Genomic DNA, 19,069 nt, shown 5'->3' on the forward strand with positions numbered 1-19,069 from the left:
GATCATTTACCTATCTTAGTTTTGTTCTTGTGAATGCTGACGATATCCGAGAGCAAGGCGAATGCTGTTTCAAACCGACCTGCACCCGCTCCGACAACCGTTACCGGACCAAGAATATTTGTATTAAAGGTAATGGCATTTGTTGCGCCACTGACACCGGCCAGTGCGTCACCCAGAGGCAACAATTGAGGACTAACAGAGGCGGCGATGGAGCCATTACTCAATTTTTCCGCGCTGCCAATTAGTTTCCACCGAGCATTGGCCTTCGTTGCTTCGGTGATGTCTTTTGACGTGATCTCCGAGATTCCTTTGCAAAGAACATCGCTCGGAGTCAATTTCGCCCCCAGAAGCTCATTCGCCAAAATGACTACTTTAAGACGAACATCATGCCCTTCCACATCTGCGGTGGGATCAGCTTCTGCGTAACCCAGTTCCTGAGCTTTGGCGACAGCATCAGAGAAGTCGAGACCCTCTTCCATGCTGGAAAGCACGAAATTGGACGTACCATTCATGATGCCCTTGAACCCGCTGATTTCCGAGCCGGCCAACGACTCCTTGGCCAAACGAATAACTGGGGTGCCGCTCATCACTGAGCCTTCAAACTCGAATTGGGCACCGGTGCTTCTGGCCAATGCTTTCAGGCTTTCAGCGTGCAACGCCACAGGCCCTTTGTTGGTGGTGACCACGCTGATGCCTTTTTCCAGAGCCCAGCGACAGAAAGTCGTGGCTGGCTCTCCGTCTACAGGGTTGGTGAATGTTGCCTCGGCGATAAGATCAGCCCCCGAAAAACGGATAACCGTCTCATTGGCAGGTTCAGAACTACCTGCTGGCAATGTTCTAAACCCACCTTTTACAGCAGGAACCGCGGCCAATTCGTGAGCATCTAGCCCGTTCTTGTTGATAATGGAGCCAAAGTACAGATCACTGACGCCAACAATTTTTAGTTTGAAACCAAACTCATCAGCCCAACGTTCGTTCTTATCTGCGATGAGCTGCGTCAAAGCACGGTTTACACCACCAAAACCAAGCAAAGCAATTTTATATTCAGTCACGGCAAGGGCCTCATTGTTATGTTTTCGGTGCTGAAATACTAAACTGCTGCAGTGCTCATACGAATATGGCAAACAGATCATTGTTGCGAGCAAAATGCTCGTTAGAGAGAGCGTTTTGCTTTTCTAACAAACTACTTTGTGCAGGACAAAACAAAAGACGTGACCGTATTCAAAACGCCCGGCAACGCGGATATGTCGGTCCAGACTCGATGAATACAATCCGAGCTTGTCGCTTCAACTGTCACTACAATATCCAGGTCGCCACTCATCACATTGCAGGATACAATTTCGGGCATTGCAATAATTGAACGCACCACTTCAGCACCACGCATCCGGTCTTTTCGATACACAAAGATCAGGGCATTGATTGGCCCCGCCTCAGAAGGTGGCCCTCCTTTGACGATAGTATAACCTCTGATATACCCGTCCCGCTCCAACCGCTCAATCCTGAGCCTGACCGCATTCCTGGATAAATTAACCTTCATAGCAATGTCATTATGCGCAAGCCGGGAATTGCGAGTAAGTTCTTCCAGTATTCTTTCATCAGTCTTATCTAAAACGCGTTTCATCTCTAACCCCAAGATTATAGCGAGCGAGACTTCGTGTCTGGGATATATCCTTAATGAGCTCCGCAAGGATGTCGACATCATTGGATATTGAAATGCATTCGTCGTTAGATAAGGGTTGAGTGCTCACACTCTTAATTGGAAAGGGAACATCAGCCTCAGCTAAAACTGAGGCAGAGGTTGCTGGATGCGTAGTTGCCAGGCAGATCATTGGGCTCAGTAAGCTACGCCGGCTAACTCGTGCAGCTCGTAATCCAATCGCGGTATTAGGACTGATCAGGTAGCCACTTTGAACAAATACTTCATGAATACTAGAAAACGCTTCTGTATCCTCTACCGCCAACGAGTCAAACAGTTTTCGAGCCTCCAACCACTCATCCTGTTTTAATTGAATTTGGCCATACACCTCTAATAGTTCCATATTCCTGGCCACTTTTTCGCCGCACCTATTGAGAATACTCCATTGCAGCCGCTCAAAATTTGAGGCTAACGACACATTCATGCAAGGCGTATTCGTAGTACGAATCTCATCCCGTCTATAGAAGTTAGACTGAAGAAAGTTATGCAAGCCCGCGTTGGCGTTCGTTGCGACAATCAACTGCCTGATAGGCAACCCCATTTCTCTAGCGATGTAGCCGGCATAAAGAGCCCCAAAATTTCCGGTGGGCACACTGAACGCCACTTCTCTTTTGGGAGCCCCTAGTTGAAGCGACGAATAGAAATAGAAGGACAGATGCGCAAGCACCCTCACCCAATTCACCGAATTAAATGATATTAATTGTTGACCTGTTTCGTTAATGCCTCTGTGAAGCTTTTCACACAGGCGATGACAATCGGCGTAATCGCCTTCAACTGAAACATTTACAATGTTTTCTTCTGCAGCGCTCAATAGACGACGTCGATGCTCATCCGTTATCCCTCTTGAAGGATGCAGAACAATCACTGTCACTCCTTCCATGCCATTGAAGGCTTTTATGGCTGCAGTGCCAGTGTCTCCACCAGTGCAACCAACAACAAGCGCTTTCTTTCCAGATTTTAGTAAGGAGTATTCAACCAAACGAGACATCAATTGAAGGCCGAAGTCTTGATAGACTCCTGCCGGACCATGGAATAATTCTAATACCCACTCATTAGTAGCCGTCTGATAGAGCGGCGCAACGGCCTTACTTTTGAAGCGATCAAATGTTTCCTCAAGAATTCGAGACAGCTCATCTTGAGGGATATAGTCCCCCAGGAAAGGCTCGATTACATGACGTGCCAGTTCATGAAATGGTAGCCATTCAAGTTTCAGGAGATCCTCCCTTTTGAAGCGAGGAACCTTGCGAGGAACGAACAGCCCTCCATCCGGTGCATACGCGCCCATGAGGACCTCGCTGAACTCGAATTCTTTACCAGGCGTCCGTGTGCTGACGTACTTCATGATTTGAGACACCCTCTCGCCATTTCTGAGCCTGCCACCTGTAAGGCGGTGCCCTGCTGAAATTCAGTGATGCTGTGAGCCTTTTCTGCGCAATGCGAGGCCTTTTAATGAAGCTTTGAACCGAATCAACTTCATCAGCAAACGCAGAATGGTTGAGGGTCGCACATCGCTCGCTCCAGCCAGCGCCCCTTCACTCGGCAGCCGTGACGATTTCCGTCGCCTGCCATTCTAGCTAACTCCTATTGACTAAAAAAGTCAATATAGTGACTATTCCGTCTATCCAACTGTGCATGGTCAGACCCTGCGCAAAGGAGCCCGCTCTCCCATCACACCGCTTAGGGCAGCCAGAACTTTTAGAAATCCAGGAGAACGCCATGAGTGTCACGACCCTTCTTTATTCGCTTTACAAATACAAGGCATGGTCCGAGGAAGAGCTGTTCAAGTGTTTGAAGGCCCCCGCAGCAAAATGCTTTCCAATAGAAATGGAGAAAGCACTTTATTGGCTCGCCCATATCAACATTGTTGACCAGCTGTTCATTGCCAGGCTGCAGGGAAAGCCGGAGGAATTTGACTCCGTCTTGACCGAACAGAGGCAAGACCTGGGTCTACTTGAAGAGGATTTTTCTAAGGCGAATCGATGGTTTTTGAACTACACCCAATCGGTCACGGCAATGGAACTGTCTGATCCGGTTGCGTTTATTTTCAAGGATGGAAAACCAGGCAACATGACGAAAGAGCAAATTCTTGCTCACGTGCTATCCCACGGACTGCAACATCGAGGGAGCGTGGCGACTATCTTGCCTCGTGAGATCCTGCAGGATCACAAGGACCATTTCACGACGTTTTTGAAACTCTAGGCGCTGATCGCCCTGCCACATGGATGGCAATGAGGCAGGCTTCACTGGACCGACTCAAAATAGCGATTTAGCAGCCCCACCATCACCAATGCGTGCGAGGGCTGCAGCTATCACATAAGGCACAAGCGCACAGGCGCACAGGCGCACAGGCAGGAAATATCCGCCTAAAGGATCAAGGGATAATGCAGTGCCGTGGCTCATTGCGCCCCTCTCATGAGCGACTCGATTCGAAGCAAAGCCCTGGAGCTGGGATCCACACAAACTCGGCCCTCCCGCACCTGCCACGCTGCATCATTATGATGATGCAGCTGCAGCGTCGCGGATGCATTCGCAGCGCTTGTTACTAGCTCAGTTCGAGCTCGTCGATCACCTTAGCAATTTGCAGACGCCCTACTCCACTTATGGTTCTGAGTGGCAACGGCAGGCTGGGAGAGTTGGTAAATCCACGAAGTTCGGCCGCAGTTGCAACGACGCGGAAGCTTCCCCCAAATTGCCTGAAGAGGGCCCATAGGGGCTTTAATCGTTCGGACAGACGGGTTGCTTCTTCGGCGTTACCTGACAACGCCGCGCCCGTGATTGCTAGTGCTGTCTTTGGGAACAAGCCCCCAATGACGGAGTACCAGACCTCACAGCCTGTGTTCAATCCAGTAGCAGCAAATACATCCCCGCTTACCCCGATCGTTACGTGCTCCGGAATCATAGCCCGAAGGCGATCGACTCGTGCCTTGGCCTGATCTGGTGCTTCGGGAACACCCGGAATCTTGATCGAGCGCACATTCGGTAGATGGGCAATGCGTCCGTGGAGCTCATCAGTAAATTCAAAATGGGTGGTGCCGGGGTTGTCATAGACGCATAGCGGCACGGAGATATTGGCCGTGACCGTTTCGTACAGCAAAAAAACATCTTCAGCAGATAGCTTCTGATAGGAAACGGGCGGCAGCAACAATGCTTTGACTCCCGCTTTCTGCGCATCCTCTGCCAGCAACAGCACATCACGTGTACGCAGCGATCCTATGCTTACCATGACGGGAACATTGCCGGCTGCCTCTACTGCCAACTGCGTAACTCGAGAGCGTTCAGTCCGAGAAAGGTACGCATAGCTTCCTGTAGATCCGAGCGCACCGATGGAGTCCACTTTCGCAGCCACCAGTTGCTCCACAAGGCGAGTAAATGCTCCTTCGTCCACACCTTGCTCATTCATTGGTGTCAAAGGAAATGCGCTAAGACCGGTAAACATCGTTCATGACTCCGTTATGGACTCTGCCATTAGTTCATCACAGGACCGCCTAACTCCGAAAAACTCCATCGTTTAATCGTCAAATCTATGAACGACGGAGATCTCTTAGATCCAGCAGCAGGCTTTTCCAAGATGACGTGTTTGAGCAGGAGGGCCGCTGATAAAAGGCTACAGGCGAGCCCCGTTTGGGCATATCCCCGTATGCATCTCACCAACAGCAGCACCGCCCCGCTTATTTGTTAATGGCCGCCAGGGCCGATGAGTGCACTCTCAATCTGAGCACCTGGCATCATCAGTTGCAGACCTTCAATCAGCTTGTCACCGGCTTCAGTCAAAGCTTCAAGCGGCATTGCCGGCAGACTTTCCAGAATGAACCACATGTGCTTTGCATCTGCACCCAACCGAGTTCTGACGCCTTGGCGCCAATTCCAACGACGGCAAGTCACCCCTTTATCATCCCGCCAAACGACCTCACCGGAATCAGGGTATTCATGGGTTGGCAAGCCTTCTTTCATGGTGTCGAAAGGTTCCGATCCATCAGCGACAGCCAGTCGCGGCGAACCCACATAGGCTTCGACGTTCTCACCGCCGACAGGGACTGCGTACTCAATGCTGATGGCGTTGTAGAGATCCACCACTGGATCGATACTCGGCAGACTGCCGTCACGCAGGACCCGTTTACGGAGAGCATCAGCTGAGCACGGAGTGCGTTGCGGCTTGGCACCGAACTTTCGGAAGAGATCCGCCCAAGCGCTCAGGTGAGCGTCTGCCCATATTGCACCACCCGCCGTCACCGATTGACAGGCTCGAGCCAAAGCTTCCTTGCCAATATCTGGATTGGCGATTGGTGCAGCTTCGACCACAATGCTGAGCGCTCTGAACTCAGGTGCCAAATTGATTACATCTTGGTCGATTGACGGCAGTACGGACAGCATCAGAGAATCCCTTTAATCCTAAATTTCAATTCATACTAGCGATCAATGACCAAAATAGTCAATATACCGACCAATACTGGGGCCGACGTTCAGACCGTTAGCGAAGCCGTTTCCCGTAGGCTCAAACAGGAGCGAAAAAAACGGAAAATCACTCTGGACGAGCTATCTCGTCGCTCAGGTGTGAGCAAAGGGATGGTGGTGGAGATAGAGAAATGCACAGCTAACCCAAGTATTGCGATCCTGTGCAAAATCGCTGCGGCCTTGGGTCTTTCTGTTGCTGATGTCGTGAACGTGTCCGACGCCCCATCTGCCCACCTCATCGAGAGCAAGGATATTCCCACGCTCTGGACAGGACACATGGGAGGGACGGCTCGGCTCCTGGCTGGAACCAGTGGTCCAAACATGATTGAACTTTGGCGGTGGGAAATGTTTCCCGGTGAAACTTTTGCCTCCTCAGGGCACCCTCACGGCACAACTGAGCTATTTCACGTGGAGAAAGGGACACTCCACTTCACAGTCGGTGATACCGAACTGAGCATTTCTGCGGGTTGCTCCGCCGTAGCAAAAACAGACGTACCTCACGCTTACTCGAATAGCGGCAAATCAAAACTGATATTCACCATGTCTGTAACAGAGATCCACCAATCCGGGCGTGAAATATAGCGTGCAGACAGCATCGAGCTGAAGCTTTCAGAGGATCCGCGGGAGTTGGCTCCTGTGGTCTCGCGCCGTCATAGGGCTGCTGACAGCAGATCTGCTGATTGGCATTGAACATCGTTGAGGAGTTTTTAATGTCATTTGATTACCACCATCTCCTACTCGTTTTCACGGCCTATATCGTTGGAGCGGCAAGTCCTGGGCCTAGCAATATGCGGATTATGGGCGTCGCGATGCACCAAGGCAGGCAGCCTGCGCTTCTGCTAGCAGCGGGTGTTATCAGTGGTTCGATTTTCTGGGGATCGATGGCAGCCACGGGCGTCTCAGCGGTCCTGGCACAGTATGCACAAGCGCTGGGCGTCTTAAAAACGGTTGGCGGTGCTTACCTACTCTTCCTTGCCATCAAAGCAGGCCGCTCTGCTCTTACTCCAAATGAGCGGTTTGAGAAGGAGATGGCGGCCGCGCCGAAGGTCTCAGGCTTTAATCTTTATCAGCGTGGCTTGCTCATGCATCTCACAAACCCTAAGGCTCTGCTCGGTTGGATCGCTACCATGACCCTTGGCTTGGGGCCGCAAGCGTCGCCAAAAACGGTCGCGATGATTCTGGCCGGTTGCGCCGTGCTCAGCATCACTATCTTCTGTGGCTATGCGATCGTCTTCTCCACCGCGCCTATGATTCGGGGATACCGCCGAGCGCGGCGATGGATCGAAGGCACCCTTGCGCTAGTTTTCGGAGCGGCAGGATTAAAGCTAATGTTTTCCCACCCCTAGCCGGTGTCTGGCCTATTCATACATGTAGGGTCTATTGGTATAGGTGGACACGATCGCCTTAAGCGATGGCATCAGAAAGGTGTGTTGCCCGGACGGTTACAGCAATATCGACAGCGAACCGCTCAAACGGCACGCCGCAATGCTTCCGATCCACCCCGATCTCACAAAGAATCGAGTCAACCGGATTTTCGACTACTTCGCTGCTGTACGCAGGCTACGCCAACTGTTACGCGGAATGTATCAATCCGCTAACCACCTCAGGTCAGCTCTTTAAGCTTGTGCCAAAGCATCCCCAGCACCAATAGCGGTGAGCGCAGGTATCTGCCGCCGGGGAAGGTGATATGTGGCACCTTGGCGGTAAGCGTCTGGCAAACACGCCCTCCTAACCCTAAAGGCTGGGTTGCCAAGTGCCGACGCACGTCCTTCTCTAAACTCATTTAAAGCTCTTAGCACACATCACATGATGCTAGGAGCCAAGGCCCAGTGATGCGAGCGCCCGAGTTTCGACAGCTTTAATCCAGGACGCTTTGCAGATGCTATAAGCTTCGGAGTTATCTGGATGTCGCTTTTGGCAATCAAGTTTTAGCTGCTCATATTCGCGTACCAACGCGGGCTCTTGTAGCATTAAATCCCGAAAGGCTAGATGACGGCTGATGTCGGATGATCCACCGATATAAGCATGAAGGTGTATCAACCTACGGCCGGTTATTGGATCGTTGAACATACAGAATCGCCGTCCTGACAAGCCGTTTTCGCCCAACCAGGTATAACCAAGCGTTTCAAGCGATAGTCGATGATTTTCAAAGGCCATAAGGTCAGCGATTTCAAGGAGCAGATCGATTATTGGTTTTGCCCGTATGCCTGGAATCGCTGTTGATCCGATGTGATGAGCACGAATTACTGAGTCACCCAGTGCAGATATCAACCGGTTCTTCTCAGTTTCAGCAAGCTCTTGCCATTGGGGATCATAGGGTAGCAAGTTAACTTTCAAAGGCTTAATCATCAGGATTTTCCCAAACGTGAAATAGTCAATCACCTAGATCTACCGCGCGAGCTTAAACTGACATGCTACACATGTCAGTCAGACAGCGATCTCTTCCGTTGTCAGGTTCTGACGGTTGCAGTGCACAATGCCCCCGTCCTCGTGAGTGGGCCGCAGTTCACATTCGTCCAGGACGAAGAAGCTCTCGACAGCTTTCTGCATTTTCAACCACTCAGTTATTGTTGCCCTTGGTGACTTCACTATGAGTGGTCGAAAAGGCGATCCCATGACCTCGCGCAACGTCGAGAACACTTCAAAAAGGCGAGGTTCAAGCCATGATTCTAAATCAGTAGCTATAAAGGCCAGTTTAATGATTGCGTGCCCATACCTAGTCACGCCTGTCCCCAGCAACCCGCTAGCCCCCAATAGAAATCACTTTTGTAAATTTGTGGAAATTGACAGCTATAAGCACAGTGTGTGGAATTGATTATGATTTTTTTCAAGGAGGTGAATAGGCCAGCCGTCCTCCTTGTTAACAGTAGACCAGACGAAAACCCGAAGGAACGCACAGTCATTTTTTGCTAGCCATTAACGACCAAAAAAGTCAACATAACGACCTTGCTTAGTTTTTTTCATCCTGATCGGCAGTCCCATACGAAGCATTGGTAGGGGGAACGACCTCACCGAGCGAGAAATCCAGAAGAACAGCGGCGGTCATCAGCTTGCTGACATAGAGATGCTTCGCGGGAGACCTTCTCCACGGAATTGGAGGTTCGTCCATATATGTCTGTGCATATTTTTAATCCACAAACTAAAACCTTCTATAGCCCCATCGACGCAGCATTACGTTGGTGCAACCTCATTCGTCATGAAGCAGAAATAATACGAGCTGATGAGGTTTGCCCAGAGAGGCTTGGAAAGATTTTCCCACAATGGCCGTGCCTGCGCGCAACTACAGAAAATATCTACGACGCAGTACGTAATGGTGAACTGCCTTATGGTTGTCTCGGTATTTCGGTTCCCATGGGGACTTACGTAGAATCCTTTCAGCTGACGATACGCCACTCTGATTTGCGCCACTGGATGCAGACTCACTACCCCGATCAAAAGCCTAGCTTTCTGTTTGAGCCCCGCCAGGATGCTTATGAAAAAGTCAGTCTAGGGACGTTCCTGACACTTAAAACCGATCGGGACGCCATCCTGCGAGAGCTGAATACGCTCCAGCAGCAACACCAGGATTTTTTGAGAGACCTTCAAGCGATCGGGTTAGAGCGGGATGAGCTCAAAGCGTTGGTCAAAACGCATGGCCACGTCAGCGAGCGTAGCGAAATCACGTATCAGAATATCATTGGCGTTTTAGTCAATCTGTTACTGGGCCATTCACCCGCTGGAAAGCCTCTCTCCGTATTCAAGAACCAAGCCGCAATCGTTGATGCTGTTCTCGCGCGCTACAAGGATGTGCCCGGTCTCAGCAAACGGACGCTGGACGACAAATTTGCCGCAGCCAACCGTAGTCTCAGGAAACACAAGTAATCGGTGTATTGCACTGCAATCACTCAGATTGCAGTGCAATGACTCTCTCCCATCTCTGTTATTCAATCAGGTCACTTCCCACCACGCGCCAATCGGCGCCAGGAGTGACCAGCATGTCCAGCCAACCATCCCCCATCACTGACGCACCTCAACCACAAGTCGAACGTCACATCATGCGGCGTGATGAGGTGGAGCGAAAAACTGGCTTCAAGCGTGCGCACATCTACAACCTGATGAAGGAAGGCAAATTCCCTCAAGCTAAACGCATTGGTTTGCGTGCCGTGGGCTGGGATTCGCTGGAGATCGAGCGGTGGGTCGTTGAACGCTTAGGCCAGCAGGTCTGATGTCATGCGTGTGGTATCGGTGGTTTCCACCAAAGGCGGGGTGGGCAAAACCACAGTAGCCGCCAACCTTGGCGGTCTTTTGGCAGATGCTGGTCTGAGAGTCCTGCTGCTGGACCTGGACAGCCAGCCCACCCTCTCCAGCTATTACGCCTTGAGCCAGAAAGCTGATGCTGGTGCGTACGAGTTCATCGCACTCAACCTGACAACTCCTGCACAGATTGTTTCCAGGACGATGATTGCAGGGCTCGACCTGATCCTCTCCAACGATGATCAAGGCCGACTGAACACCTTGCTGCTGCATGCCCCCGATGGACGATTACGGCTGCGCAATTTGCTGGACAATTTTCGCCCCCGTTACGACCTGCTTTTGATCGATACCCAGGGCGCACGTAGCGTGTTGCTGGAGATGGCCATCCTGGCCTCCGATCTCGCCCTCTCGCCCATCACCCCGGAAATGCTCGCCGCCCGCGAACTGCACCGCGGCACCTTAAAGCTGCTGCGTGAACTCGAACCGTTCCGCCACCTGAGCATTACACCGCCCCCCTTGCGACTGCTGCTTAATCAGGTGAACGCGATTCGGGTGGACACCCGAATGATCATCCGTGGCCTGCGCGAGACCTTCGCTGGGGCTACCGACATCTCGGTCCTAGACACCGTCGTTCCAGACCGAGTGGTGTATCTCAATGCCGCCTCCCTCGGCCTACCGGTCCATCGAATCGAGACGCGCCGGTCACATGAACGACGCTCGTCATCAGCGTTGAAAACCATGCAAGCGCTGGCGATCGAGTTGTTTCCGGAATGGCGTGAAGCGATCTCTACGGTGAGCAGATGCGCGGAGGTTCAATGAGACGAATCGATAGGCCCATATTTCTCACCCAGTCATTGTGTTTGATCGACCTTGAGGCCAACAGTGTTTGGCAAGGAGTCTTTTATGTTGGATCAGCTTCCCACCATCGTTCAGCCACCCCTTCGACTCCACCGTCCACCTTGCGAGGAGTACTGCACCGTGGTCTTTCGCGTGCAGGCTGGGCGCTCGGCTATGGGGTGGTTCCTCGCAGAACTTTCCCGACACTTTGAAGGTTCGGGGACTGCCGAGATCGTCAAATTCGAGGTCGGTGACCATTTGTGCAACCGGCGTTAACTGAGGCTGTTCAAATGAAGAAGCTCAGTCAGGAGCAGATCACCGACAAGCTGCACCAGGACCACTTCCCTCGAGGTCCAGAACTGGAGCGGCTGTCCGATCCACTTACTGACACGCCTATACTGGTCACTCTGGAGCAGTTGCGGCCCTACGAACACAACCCTCGCTTCATCCGTAATCCGCTATATGACGATATCAAGGCGTCGATCCGTGAACGTGGGCTGGATCAACCACCGCCGATTACCCGCCGCCCGGGAGAAACCTACTTCATCATCCGCAACGGCGGTAATACGCGCTTGGCGATTCTCGGCGAACTGTGGCAGGAAACCCGCGACGATCGCTTTTTTCGGATTCATTGCCTGTTCCGACCTTGGACCAATGAAATCACTGCCCTGCTCGGCCATTTGGCCGAAAGCGATTTGCATGGCCAGCTCATCTTCATCGAGCGAGCGCTGGCCGTGGCCAAACTCAAAACTATGCTCGAGCTGAATGGGACTGTGCTCTCGCAACGGGAGCTGGCACGACGTCTTGCCGCTGGGGGCTATCCCATTTCACAGTCGCACATCAGCCGGATGCTCGACACCCTTGAACACTTACTGCCCGCCATTCCACAAACCCTGTATGCCGGATTGGGTAAACCCCAGATTGAACGCCTAATCGGCCTACGTAGCCAGGCAGAAAAAACCTGGAACCGCTATCCAACCGCGCCCCTTTTGTTCGCCGAGTTTTGGCTCGATACCCTGGGCTACTTCGATGCCGATCCCGAATCCTTTGATCTTGAGCAAATCCAGGATGAACTGCTCGAGCGCATGAGCCGCTTGCTCGGACAATCCTACCGCATGTTGGCCTTGGAACTTAGCGACACCCAACGCGTCATCTCAACGCCTGGTGATGTTGTCACCACATCCTCAAAGAACAGCCATCTGCCGAACGAGAATGAAGCTGCAGCAGGATCGCCCTCCTCCGAATCCAAGCCAATTGAGCACACACTCCAGTCCATCGCTCCCGAGCCTCATACCAAATCAACTGAGGCCAGGCCCCAGACCGAAACAGCGCGAGAGGATCTGCTCACACCGCCAGAAACGAATGTCGTATCAGCAGTCAGCCCTCCGTCACGTGTTCAACAGATTCGTGAACAGATCGAGCGCGACACGGCCTCTGAAGCGGCACCGACCTTCGAATCCTGCACGATCGACGACATCTGGACCATCGCACCAACACTGGATACCCCCGAACAACTGCGTTCGGCTATTGCCGGACTGGCACGGGAAATGGCGGCCTATGCCGGACACCCCGAGAGCATCATCGATCAAACGCATGGCTTGGGCTTCGCCCTGAACATCGAGCGACTTGATCTTGCAGCGCCTCGCGCGACCGGCGTTCATCTACTGCTCCTGGCCCTGCTGCGCGCTCAAGACCACGTAAGTTGGGAGGACCGCAAGCAACTGCCCTCAGCCCTATTCGGGCAGCTGTTGCTGGGGGTCTATCAACTCCCGCTGACCGATCGTCCCGCCGTGGACGTAGGCCTCGAGCGATTGCCCGACAAGCTGTTAATCAAACTGTATCGCCTGATCCGTTTGGCCCGTCGTCTCATCGACCTAACACTTCCCCCTGAAGACAACTCACCGAAGGAGCTGCCATGAGCCTGTCCTTCAATGTGCTCAACCAGGCCATGCTGACCCAAGTGCTGCATGAACTGCGCCTGGGTAACCTGCAGCGCTGCAAAGCCCTCGGACTGGGCGAGGACGACATTTACCTGTTGCAATCCTTACCGCCCACCACGCTGTCGCGCTTGGCCCATGCCACCGTGCCCTGGGTCGAGATCAAGATCGACTCGCCGGTGCTGCATCGGTTGATCGAGCAAGCCAAACACGACGAGCAGAACGAGCGATTGATCAATCGAGCGCTCAAGCTCGGCGCCAGCAGCACCATCATGTACCAGTGCTTCGGCTTGGCGCATTCGGAAACGGCCCTGCGTCGACGTCTGCTCAAGATAGAAACCCGTAAGGGCCGCCCTCAGCATTTGAGCGAAGCACAGGAACATGCGCTCTGGCAGCGATGGTGCCAGCTACGCGCTCGGGACGGTTCCGAGGATCAGCTCGACGCCATGATGATGCTGGCGGAGGAGCAACAGATCAGCTTGACCATCGTTTGGCAGCAGATCGACCAGTACAGCAACGACACATGAACACGGCCCCTTCCAGTCGCTGGCAGCGTGTCCTGCAGCAATGTACCCAGCAGCTGAGTGAACGCTGGCCCGTACGCCCGACCACTGAACAACCCTCCAACCAGGCCCTGCAGGCTGACTTTCTGTTCAGTGGCCAATCACACGAAGTCGTGCCGCGTCGCCTGCTGTTGGATAATCGGCTGACGCCGTTGGAACGTAATGCCTGGCAAGTGTTTCGACTCATGCTGCAAGGTCAAGGCGTGGTCACACCGCGCTATGAAGATTTGCAGCCTTACCTGTCGAGCGTGCCCTACGGCGCGTCAGCCTCCCGTGAAACCATCGCTCGCGTCTTGACCATGCTCAGACTAACCCGCTGGCTCAGCTTGGTGAGTCGTGGTCGCGATCAGCTCAGCGGGCGCCTACAAGGTTCTCTGTACGTCCTGCACGATGAGCCGTTAACCCCCGCCGAAGCCATGGAGCTGGATCAGGATTACCTGGCGCTGGTCGGACATTGCCTCAGTCATAACACCAAGGCAGTGCGCATTGTCGCTCAGCATGTTCTGGAAGAAACTCGCCAGGACACCCGTATCGATTTAGGTCAGCTACCCACGCGGCTCGACAGCTGGGGTGAACACTGGATGCAGCAAGGATTGGATCAGGCAACCGATGCCACTATGCACGATTCCGAACTGGGGGAAGATCACCTCGTTCGGAATCGTGCAGGCCCTGGTTCGGATTCCGAATCGGGCCTGAATACCAGTGTTTCCGGCACCGTTCGGAATCCGAACGCCGCTTGTACTGTATTAAAAGAAAGTACTTGTACTGTACCGCGCGCGACCCCAGCGGTGGATAACCTGCACTGGCCCGATCCGCTGCACCTGAGTCCAAGCGAGCGTCAGGCCGTCGCCATGGCGCTGAACAAGCTCAAACCAGCGGATCGCCAGGCGGTGCTCAACGAAGCGGGTGCACGCTGTACGGCAGGAGGTATCCGCAAACCAGCGGCGTATCTGATGGGCCTAATCCAGCGCGCACTGAAAGGCGACTTTCGGCCTTGGGCGGGTCAGACAGAGCCCTCACCCGTTGCAGAACCGCCCCCAACAGCACCGTCACGCCCGTCCCGAAAACAGGGTGAGCCCGCTTCCGCCCTTGCCCAAGCGTGCCTGAATGAGCTACGCCAACTGCGCGGTAAACGCCCTGGACATCAGTAGATTTGATGCCAGTGGCATCAAATCTACTGAGTTCTACTGTGAGATCGCAAAGGGCCAAACCTGTGCAATCCGAGCGATACGGCTATCACCCTCCGTGGAAATGATGCCACCGGCATCACTCACGAACGTCTCCGAAATGAACCCTCTCACACCAAACCGAACAGACCGCATTCAGCTTTTTGGCTGCCCTTGACCCTCATCTGTCGCAACGTTCCCATCCAAGTCTATGCGAGGACAACACCGTGGCCGATCACTACCAACTCAACCTGGGTTCATTGCGCAGCAGCATCACCCTGACCCTGCACACTCACCACGCCGCCCGCATCTGGCAAGGTCGGGCCGCACGCGAAGGCGTCCACTCGATCATGGGCATGGCCGGCTACATCAGTGTCACCAACTTGATCAAACAAACCGCGGCGCAGGACGATCCCTATGCCGACTGGGCCATCGTGCAACTCGAAGAAAAACTAATGCAGGCCAAGGCCGGGATGCTGGAACTGACCCAACAGCTGGATCGGATCAGACAAGAGCTGCCGACCCAGATCGACATGGGCGACAACCTCAACATCCACCCCGTCACCTTGCCGTTGTACATCGGCAGCCAGCTGGGTTTTCTGGCGGTCTACCTGTTGACCGACTACGACACCCTGGTGCGTCGGACCCTATTGACCCATCACACCGCCTTGATCGGTCGCAGGGACATGGAAGCCTGGATCGACGACGGTGCCCATCTGCTGCGCAGCCTGTTCGGCCAGGCACAGCGCTATCGGCATGCCGGCGTCACGCGTGATGACATGGCGGCGAACAACGCCCGTGCCCTGGCAGCCATTGATAAATTGGGTTTACCCCCCATGGACATCCTTGAGGGTCATCGCCGCTCCCAGTTTGCGCCACCGATCATTCGTCGTGGTGCTGTGGCAGTGGATGACGCTGACGCGTTGGCAGAGGACGCGGGAGAGCCCTCTGCGACAGTGGATGAGTCGGAGGACGAAGCATGAGTCCAATGATCCAGGCTCAGCCGATACGCCTAGAAGCGTTGACACCGGATGACTATCGACAGCTCGAACATGCTGCCTCCCTAAAAGGCCTTTTAAAGCCCTTTAAGGGTAAGGGGGAGTTGGAGCACCTAGCGCAGGTGGCGAGGGAAATCGAGGCGCAGTTATGTCGCCTGATGGAGGCTGTGGTGCAGCAGACCGGACAGCCCCCTTACTCACTGCTGGATATTCGATTGGTGCTGCAAAACACCAGCGCGGGCAGCACCTTTTTGCGTTGGCGTACCCGCGACTTCGCCCGTATGGGGGTTGCCGTCTGGGAACGCCAGATGAGCAACAAAACCCTACCGCAGGTCGTGCGCGAGGGACTGCACCAATTCGAATGCGAGCGCATTGCACTGAACCTACAGATGAGCGTGGTGCATTCGCTCTACCGCCAGGCATCAACCTGCGCGATCAAAATGGCCAGTGCCGAACGGTTACTGCGCCAACTCACAACCGCAGTGGAGGTATCAGGATGAGTACTTTTTTTGTCGGCGAAGGCAATATCGGCAGTGCGCCAGAGTTCCAGGAGTTTCCATCAGGCAATGACGAGCCACGGCGTTTGCTACGGCTGAATGTGTACTTCGACAACCCCGTGCCACGCGAGGGCAGCTATGAAGATCGAGGCGGCTACTGGGCGCCGGTTGAACTCTGGCACCGCGAAGCTGAGCACTGGAGCACGCTATACCAGAAAGGCATGCGCGTGCTGGTCGAAGGCCGCACCGTACGCGATGAGTGGGAGGACAGCGAAGACAATGCGCGGGTCACCTTCAAGATCGAGGCCCGTCGAGTCGGCATGCTGCCTCACCGGGTGCACAGCGTGGTCATGCGCGAACGCTCCAGTGAACCAGCGGCATCTGCGGCACACGTCGGGCAAAACACAGAGCAGGCCAGCTCACCTACATCGAAACCCAAAAAACGCAGAGGGCCGCCACCGTCGGACTGACAGATTTCAGGCATAAAAATTGCGCCTTTGCGCGAAATTGCTGGGCTGTTTTTACTCGCTGCTCGTGAGGCCCCACCCTGTTGCCCATGCTACAACCGGCTAGCGGCCTCGGACCGATTAAGCCGGTCCTCACCGATTAATATGAGGAACCTGCCATTCAGGTTTCTCATATCTCGCCAACGCTGTTTCCAACAACGCTGCTCCGAACTCAATTTGGAGCCGTTCTATGCGCCTCTTCCTCTGCGAGAAACCTTCCCAAGGTCGTGACATCGCCAAGGTACTCGGGGCCACTCGGCGTGGTGATGGTTGCCTGATCGGCACAGAGACAACCGTCACCTGGTGTATCGGCCACCTGCTGGAGACAGCATCGCCTGAAGCCTATGGCGAGCAATTCAAGAGTTGGTCGTTGGATGATCTACCGATCATTCCCGCGCAGTGGCAGGTCGAGGTCAAACCCAAAACTGCGGCACAGTTCAAAATCATCAAACGCCTGCTCAGTGAAGCCAGCACCGTCGTCATCGCCACCGACGCCGACCGCGAAGGTGAAATGATTGCCCGTGAGTTACTGGAGCTCTGCAAGTATCAAGGCCCCGTGCAGCGCCTCTGGTTGTCCGCACTCAATGAGGCATCGATTCGCAAAGCACTGTCCTCACTAAAGTCTGGCCAGGAGACCTTCCCGCTGTACCACTCAGCCCTCGCCCGCAACCGCGCCGACTGGCTGATCGGCATGAACCTGAGTCGTTTGTTTACCCTTCTTGGTCGGCGGGCGGGCTACGACGGAGTATTGTCGGTTGGACGCGTCCAGACACCCACTTTACGTCTGGTAGTCGATCGGGATCGTGCGATTGCCAGCTTCGTCCCGGTACCTTACTGGAACGTTGAAGTGCACCTATCGTCGATGGGCCAGCGATTCATTGCGTCGTGGTTACCGCCACGCTCAGGACGGGATGAGGCGGGCCGTTGCCTGCAGCAGGCGCTTGCCAGTCAGACGGTCCAAGCGATCTCTAGCGGTAAGACCGCCACAGTACTCTCGCTGCAGACTGAGCATTTCCGCGAAGCGCCGCCCATGCCCTTCGACCTGAGCACACTGCAAGAAGTCTGCTCACGCAAGCTGGGACTCGGCGCTCAGGAAACCCTGAACATCGCTCAAGCCCTGTATGAAACCCACAAAGCCACCAGCTATCCGCGCAGCGATTGCCGCTATTTGCCAGAGAGTATGTTCAACGAGGTACCCGCAGTATTCGATGCCCTGCTCAAAACGGATCCCGCGCTTCAGCCCGCATTGGGAAGACTCGATCGATCACGGCATTCCCGCGTGTGGAACGATGCCAAGGTCACCGCGCACCACGCCATCATCCCCACCTCCGAGCCGGCGAACCTTGCGCGGATGTCTGAACAAGAACGCCAAGTCTACGAACTGATCCGTAGCCACTACCTCGCACAATTTCTTCCGCATCATGAGTTTGATCGGACCCAGGTCGAACTGGAGTGTGGCGAAGAACGATTGACCGCTGTTGGCAAACAGATCCTGGTCCAGGGCTGGAAAGTCTTGCTCTGCGAAAATACCGAAGAGGATGAGCCCAGTCACAAGTCCCAAGTATTGCCCGTCTTGCAACAGGGTACTCAGTGCGCAGTGAACGACGTCGAACTCAAGTCCATGCGCACTGCCGCTCCCAAACCACTCACTGAGGGCGATCTGATAAAGGCCATGAAAAATGTGGCCAAGCTGGTCAATGACCCACGCCTGAAACAGAAGCTTCGGGACACCACCGGTATCGGCACCGAAGCCACGCGAGCCAGTATCATCAAGGGGTTGATTGATCGCGGTTATTTGCTGAAGAAAAAACGTGCCTTAATGGCTTCCGCCGCGGCCCATACCCTGATTGAGGCGGTACCCGCTGCAATCGCAGATCCAGGTATGACCGCGATCTGGGAACAGGCCCTAGACGAAATCGAAGCGGGACGCCTGTCCCTGGAGGCATTCGTCGCCAAGCAGGCGAACTGGATTGCGCAACTGGTCGAACACTGTGGCGCACTCACCTTGGCGGTACCTGTCGAAGCCGGCCGGACCTGCCCCATTTGCAACGCCTCAATGCTCAGGAGAAAGGGGAAATCAGGGCCGTTCTGGTCATGCGCCCACTACCCGGACTGCAAGGGCACGGTGAAGACCAGAAAAGATACACGTCGCCCATGAGGCTCCACTGGAGATCGACATGAGTA

The 19,069-nt window shown here is 54.3% G+C and carries 20 protein-coding genes and 2 pseudogenes; 14 read left to right on the top strand and 8 right to left on the bottom strand.

Translation table 11 applies throughout. The features are described 5' to 3' along the window. Positions 1-2 precede the first annotated feature (2 nt). The 3 genes from AB7M29_RS21150 to thrC form a co-directional block, all read right to left on the bottom strand. Positions 3-1,052 carry a homoserine dehydrogenase gene (locus tag AB7M29_RS21150; RefSeq protein WP_454247830.1) on the bottom strand — a complete coding sequence of 350 codons (1,050 nt, stop codon included), beginning with the start codon at positions 1,050-1,052 and terminating at the stop codon, positions 3-5. A gap of 131 nt (positions 1,053-1,183) precedes the next feature. After that, complete coding sequence (locus tag AB7M29_RS21155) at positions 1,184-1,621, bottom strand: Lrp/AsnC family transcriptional regulator (protein WP_454247831.1); 438 nt, start codon at positions 1,619-1,621, stop codon at positions 1,184-1,186. Continuing rightward, a complete protein-coding gene (gene thrC, locus AB7M29_RS21160) occupies positions 1,602-3,038 on the bottom strand; it encodes a threonine synthase (protein ID WP_454247832.1) in 1,437 nt (478 codons plus the stop codon). The genes AB7M29_RS21155 and thrC overlap by 20 nt, the downstream gene beginning before the upstream one ends. 374 nt (positions 3,039-3,412) lie before the next feature. Between thrC and AB7M29_RS21165 the strand changes: the two genes are divergently transcribed. Beyond that, a complete protein-coding gene (locus AB7M29_RS21165) occupies positions 3,413-3,895 on the top strand; it encodes a DinB family protein (RefSeq protein ID WP_454247833.1) in 483 nt (160 codons plus the stop codon). A 343-nt stretch (positions 3,896-4,238) separates the two neighbouring features. On the opposite strand, the gene AB7M29_RS21170 is transcribed toward AB7M29_RS21165, so the two are convergent. Continuing rightward, on the bottom strand, positions 4,239-5,132 hold the full coding sequence (locus tag AB7M29_RS21170; RefSeq protein WP_454247834.1) for a dihydrodipicolinate synthase family protein: 894 nt from the start codon (positions 5,130-5,132) through the stop codon (positions 4,239-4,241). A 239-nt stretch (positions 5,133-5,371) separates the two neighbouring features. Beyond that, on the bottom strand, positions 5,372-6,067 hold the full coding sequence (locus AB7M29_RS21175; protein WP_454247835.1) for a B3/B4 domain-containing protein: 696 nt from the start codon (positions 6,065-6,067) through the stop codon (positions 5,372-5,374). Positions 6,068-6,112: 45 nt separating this feature from the next. Here AB7M29_RS21175 and AB7M29_RS21180 point away from each other — a divergent pair, with 45 nt between their 5' ends. Continuing rightward, on the top strand, positions 6,113-6,730 hold the full coding sequence (locus AB7M29_RS21180) for a helix-turn-helix domain-containing protein (RefSeq protein ID WP_454247836.1): 618 nt from the start codon (positions 6,113-6,115) through the stop codon (positions 6,728-6,730). Positions 6,731-6,858: 128 nt separating this feature from the next. Next, positions 6,859-7,494 carry a LysE family translocator gene (locus tag AB7M29_RS21185; protein WP_454247837.1) on the top strand — a complete coding sequence of 212 codons (636 nt, stop codon included), beginning with the start codon at positions 6,859-6,861 and terminating at the stop codon, positions 7,492-7,494. A 257-nt stretch (positions 7,495-7,751) separates the two neighbouring features. On the opposite strand, the pseudogene AB7M29_RS21190 reads toward AB7M29_RS21185, so the two are convergent. From AB7M29_RS21190 to rdgC, 3 genes and pseudogenes are all read right to left on the bottom strand, one after another. Further along, positions 7,752-7,856, bottom strand: a pseudogene (locus AB7M29_RS21190) (hypothetical protein); the annotation flags it as partial. A 104-nt stretch (positions 7,857-7,960) separates the two neighbouring features. Further along, entirely contained in the window at positions 7,961-8,497 is a 537-nt protein-coding gene (locus tag AB7M29_RS21195) for a GrpB family protein (protein ID WP_454247838.1), read from the bottom strand. 87 nt (positions 8,498-8,584) lie between these two features. Next, positions 8,585-8,785 (bottom strand): annotated as a pseudogene (rdgC, locus tag AB7M29_RS21200) (recombination-associated protein RdgC); the annotation flags it as partial. 474 nt (positions 8,786-9,259) lie between these two features. On the opposite strand from rdgC, the gene AB7M29_RS21205 reads away from it, so the two are divergent. The 11 genes from AB7M29_RS21205 (at position 9,260) to AB7M29_RS21255 (ending at position 19,043) form a co-directional block, all read left to right on the top strand. Next, complete coding sequence (locus tag AB7M29_RS21205) at positions 9,260-10,009, top strand: hypothetical protein (protein WP_454247839.1); 750 nt, start codon at positions 9,260-9,262, stop codon at positions 10,007-10,009. Between the two features lie 113 nt (positions 10,010-10,122). Further along, a complete protein-coding gene (locus tag AB7M29_RS21210) occupies positions 10,123-10,353 on the top strand; it encodes an AlpA family phage regulatory protein (protein ID WP_454247840.1) in 231 nt (76 codons plus the stop codon). Positions 10,354-10,357: 4 nt separating this feature from the next. Continuing rightward, on the top strand, positions 10,358-11,200 hold the full coding sequence (locus AB7M29_RS21215; protein ID WP_454247841.1) for a ParA family protein: 843 nt from the start codon (positions 10,358-10,360) through the stop codon (positions 11,198-11,200). An 84-nt stretch (positions 11,201-11,284) separates the two neighbouring features. Then, positions 11,285-11,494, top strand: coding sequence for a hypothetical protein (locus AB7M29_RS21220; protein ID WP_454247842.1), 210 nt, complete (start codon positions 11,285-11,287; stop codon positions 11,492-11,494). A 14-nt stretch (positions 11,495-11,508) separates the two neighbouring features. Further along, positions 11,509-13,137, top strand: a complete 1,629-nt coding sequence (locus tag AB7M29_RS21225) for a ParB family protein (protein ID WP_454247843.1) — start codon at positions 11,509-11,511, stop codon at positions 13,135-13,137. Continuing rightward, positions 13,134-13,682: a DUF2857 domain-containing protein gene (locus AB7M29_RS21230; RefSeq protein ID WP_454247844.1), complete on the top strand. Its 549-nt coding sequence runs from the start codon at positions 13,134-13,136 to the stop codon at positions 13,680-13,682. The genes AB7M29_RS21225 and AB7M29_RS21230 overlap by 4 nt, the downstream gene beginning before the upstream one ends. Continuing rightward, on the top strand, positions 13,679-14,869 hold the full coding sequence (locus AB7M29_RS21235; RefSeq protein WP_454247845.1) for an STY4528 family pathogenicity island replication protein: 1,191 nt from the start codon (positions 13,679-13,681) through the stop codon (positions 14,867-14,869). Before AB7M29_RS21230 ends, AB7M29_RS21235 begins: the two co-directional genes overlap by 4 nt. A gap of 242 nt (positions 14,870-15,111) precedes the next feature. Continuing rightward, on the top strand, positions 15,112-15,867 hold the full coding sequence (locus tag AB7M29_RS21240) for a PFL_4669 family integrating conjugative element protein (RefSeq protein WP_454247846.1): 756 nt from the start codon (positions 15,112-15,114) through the stop codon (positions 15,865-15,867). Then, positions 15,864-16,382, top strand: a complete 519-nt coding sequence (locus AB7M29_RS21245; protein ID WP_454247847.1) for a DUF3158 family protein — start codon at positions 15,864-15,866, stop codon at positions 16,380-16,382. The genes AB7M29_RS21240 and AB7M29_RS21245 overlap by 4 nt, the downstream gene beginning before the upstream one ends. Further along, on the top strand, positions 16,379-16,849 hold the full coding sequence (locus AB7M29_RS21250) for a single-stranded DNA-binding protein (RefSeq protein WP_454247848.1): 471 nt from the start codon (positions 16,379-16,381) through the stop codon (positions 16,847-16,849). The genes AB7M29_RS21245 and AB7M29_RS21250 overlap by 4 nt, the downstream gene beginning before the upstream one ends. A gap of 226 nt (positions 16,850-17,075) precedes the next feature. Beyond that, positions 17,076-19,043, top strand: coding sequence for a DNA topoisomerase III (locus tag AB7M29_RS21255; RefSeq protein ID WP_454247849.1), 1,968 nt, complete (start codon positions 17,076-17,078; stop codon positions 19,041-19,043). Positions 19,044-19,069 lie beyond the last annotated feature (26 nt).

This window comes from Pseudomonas sp. F-14 TE3623 (assembly GCF_053629015.1).

What these genes read in the sequence shown, in the direction of transcription:
- AB7M29_RS21155 (WP_454247831.1), bottom strand. Translation starts at nt 1,621, where the DNA reads ATGAAACGCGTTTTAGATAAGACTGATGAAAGAATACTGGAAGAACTT.
- thrC (WP_454247832.1), bottom strand. Translation starts at nt 3,038, where the DNA reads ATGAAGTACGTCAGCACACGGACGCCTGGTAAAGAATTCGAGTTCAGC.
- AB7M29_RS21165 (WP_454247833.1), top strand. Translation starts at nt 3,413, where the DNA reads ATGAGTGTCACGACCCTTCTTTATTCGCTTTACAAATACAAGGCATGG.
- AB7M29_RS21170 (WP_454247834.1), bottom strand. Translation starts at nt 5,132, where the DNA reads ATGTTTACCGGTCTTAGCGCATTTCCTTTGACACCAATGAATGAGCAA.
- AB7M29_RS21175 (WP_454247835.1), bottom strand. Translation starts at nt 6,067, where the DNA reads ATGCTGTCCGTACTGCCGTCAATCGACCAAGATGTAATCAATTTGGCA.
- AB7M29_RS21180 (WP_454247836.1), top strand. Translation starts at nt 6,113, where the DNA reads ATGACCAAAATAGTCAATATACCGACCAATACTGGGGCCGACGTTCAG.
- AB7M29_RS21185 (WP_454247837.1), top strand. Translation starts at nt 6,859, where the DNA reads ATGTCATTTGATTACCACCATCTCCTACTCGTTTTCACGGCCTATATC.
- AB7M29_RS21195 (WP_454247838.1), bottom strand. Translation starts at nt 8,497, where the DNA reads ATGATTAAGCCTTTGAAAGTTAACTTGCTACCCTATGATCCCCAATGG.
- AB7M29_RS21205 (WP_454247839.1), top strand. Translation starts at nt 9,260, where the DNA reads ATGTCTGTGCATATTTTTAATCCACAAACTAAAACCTTCTATAGCCCC.
- AB7M29_RS21210 (WP_454247840.1), top strand. Translation starts at nt 10,123, where the DNA reads ATGTCCAGCCAACCATCCCCCATCACTGACGCACCTCAACCACAAGTC.
- AB7M29_RS21215 (WP_454247841.1), top strand. Translation starts at nt 10,358, where the DNA reads ATGCGTGTGGTATCGGTGGTTTCCACCAAAGGCGGGGTGGGCAAAACC.
- AB7M29_RS21220 (WP_454247842.1), top strand. Translation starts at nt 11,285, where the DNA reads ATGTTGGATCAGCTTCCCACCATCGTTCAGCCACCCCTTCGACTCCAC.
- AB7M29_RS21225 (WP_454247843.1), top strand. Translation starts at nt 11,509, where the DNA reads ATGAAGAAGCTCAGTCAGGAGCAGATCACCGACAAGCTGCACCAGGAC.
- AB7M29_RS21230 (WP_454247844.1), top strand. Translation starts at nt 13,134, where the DNA reads ATGAGCCTGTCCTTCAATGTGCTCAACCAGGCCATGCTGACCCAAGTG.
- AB7M29_RS21235 (WP_454247845.1), top strand. Translation starts at nt 13,679, where the DNA reads ATGAACACGGCCCCTTCCAGTCGCTGGCAGCGTGTCCTGCAGCAATGT.
- AB7M29_RS21245 (WP_454247847.1), top strand. Translation starts at nt 15,864, where the DNA reads ATGAGTCCAATGATCCAGGCTCAGCCGATACGCCTAGAAGCGTTGACA.
- AB7M29_RS21250 (WP_454247848.1), top strand. Translation starts at nt 16,379, where the DNA reads ATGAGTACTTTTTTTGTCGGCGAAGGCAATATCGGCAGTGCGCCAGAG.
- AB7M29_RS21255 (WP_454247849.1), top strand. Translation starts at nt 17,076, where the DNA reads ATGCGCCTCTTCCTCTGCGAGAAACCTTCCCAAGGTCGTGACATCGCC.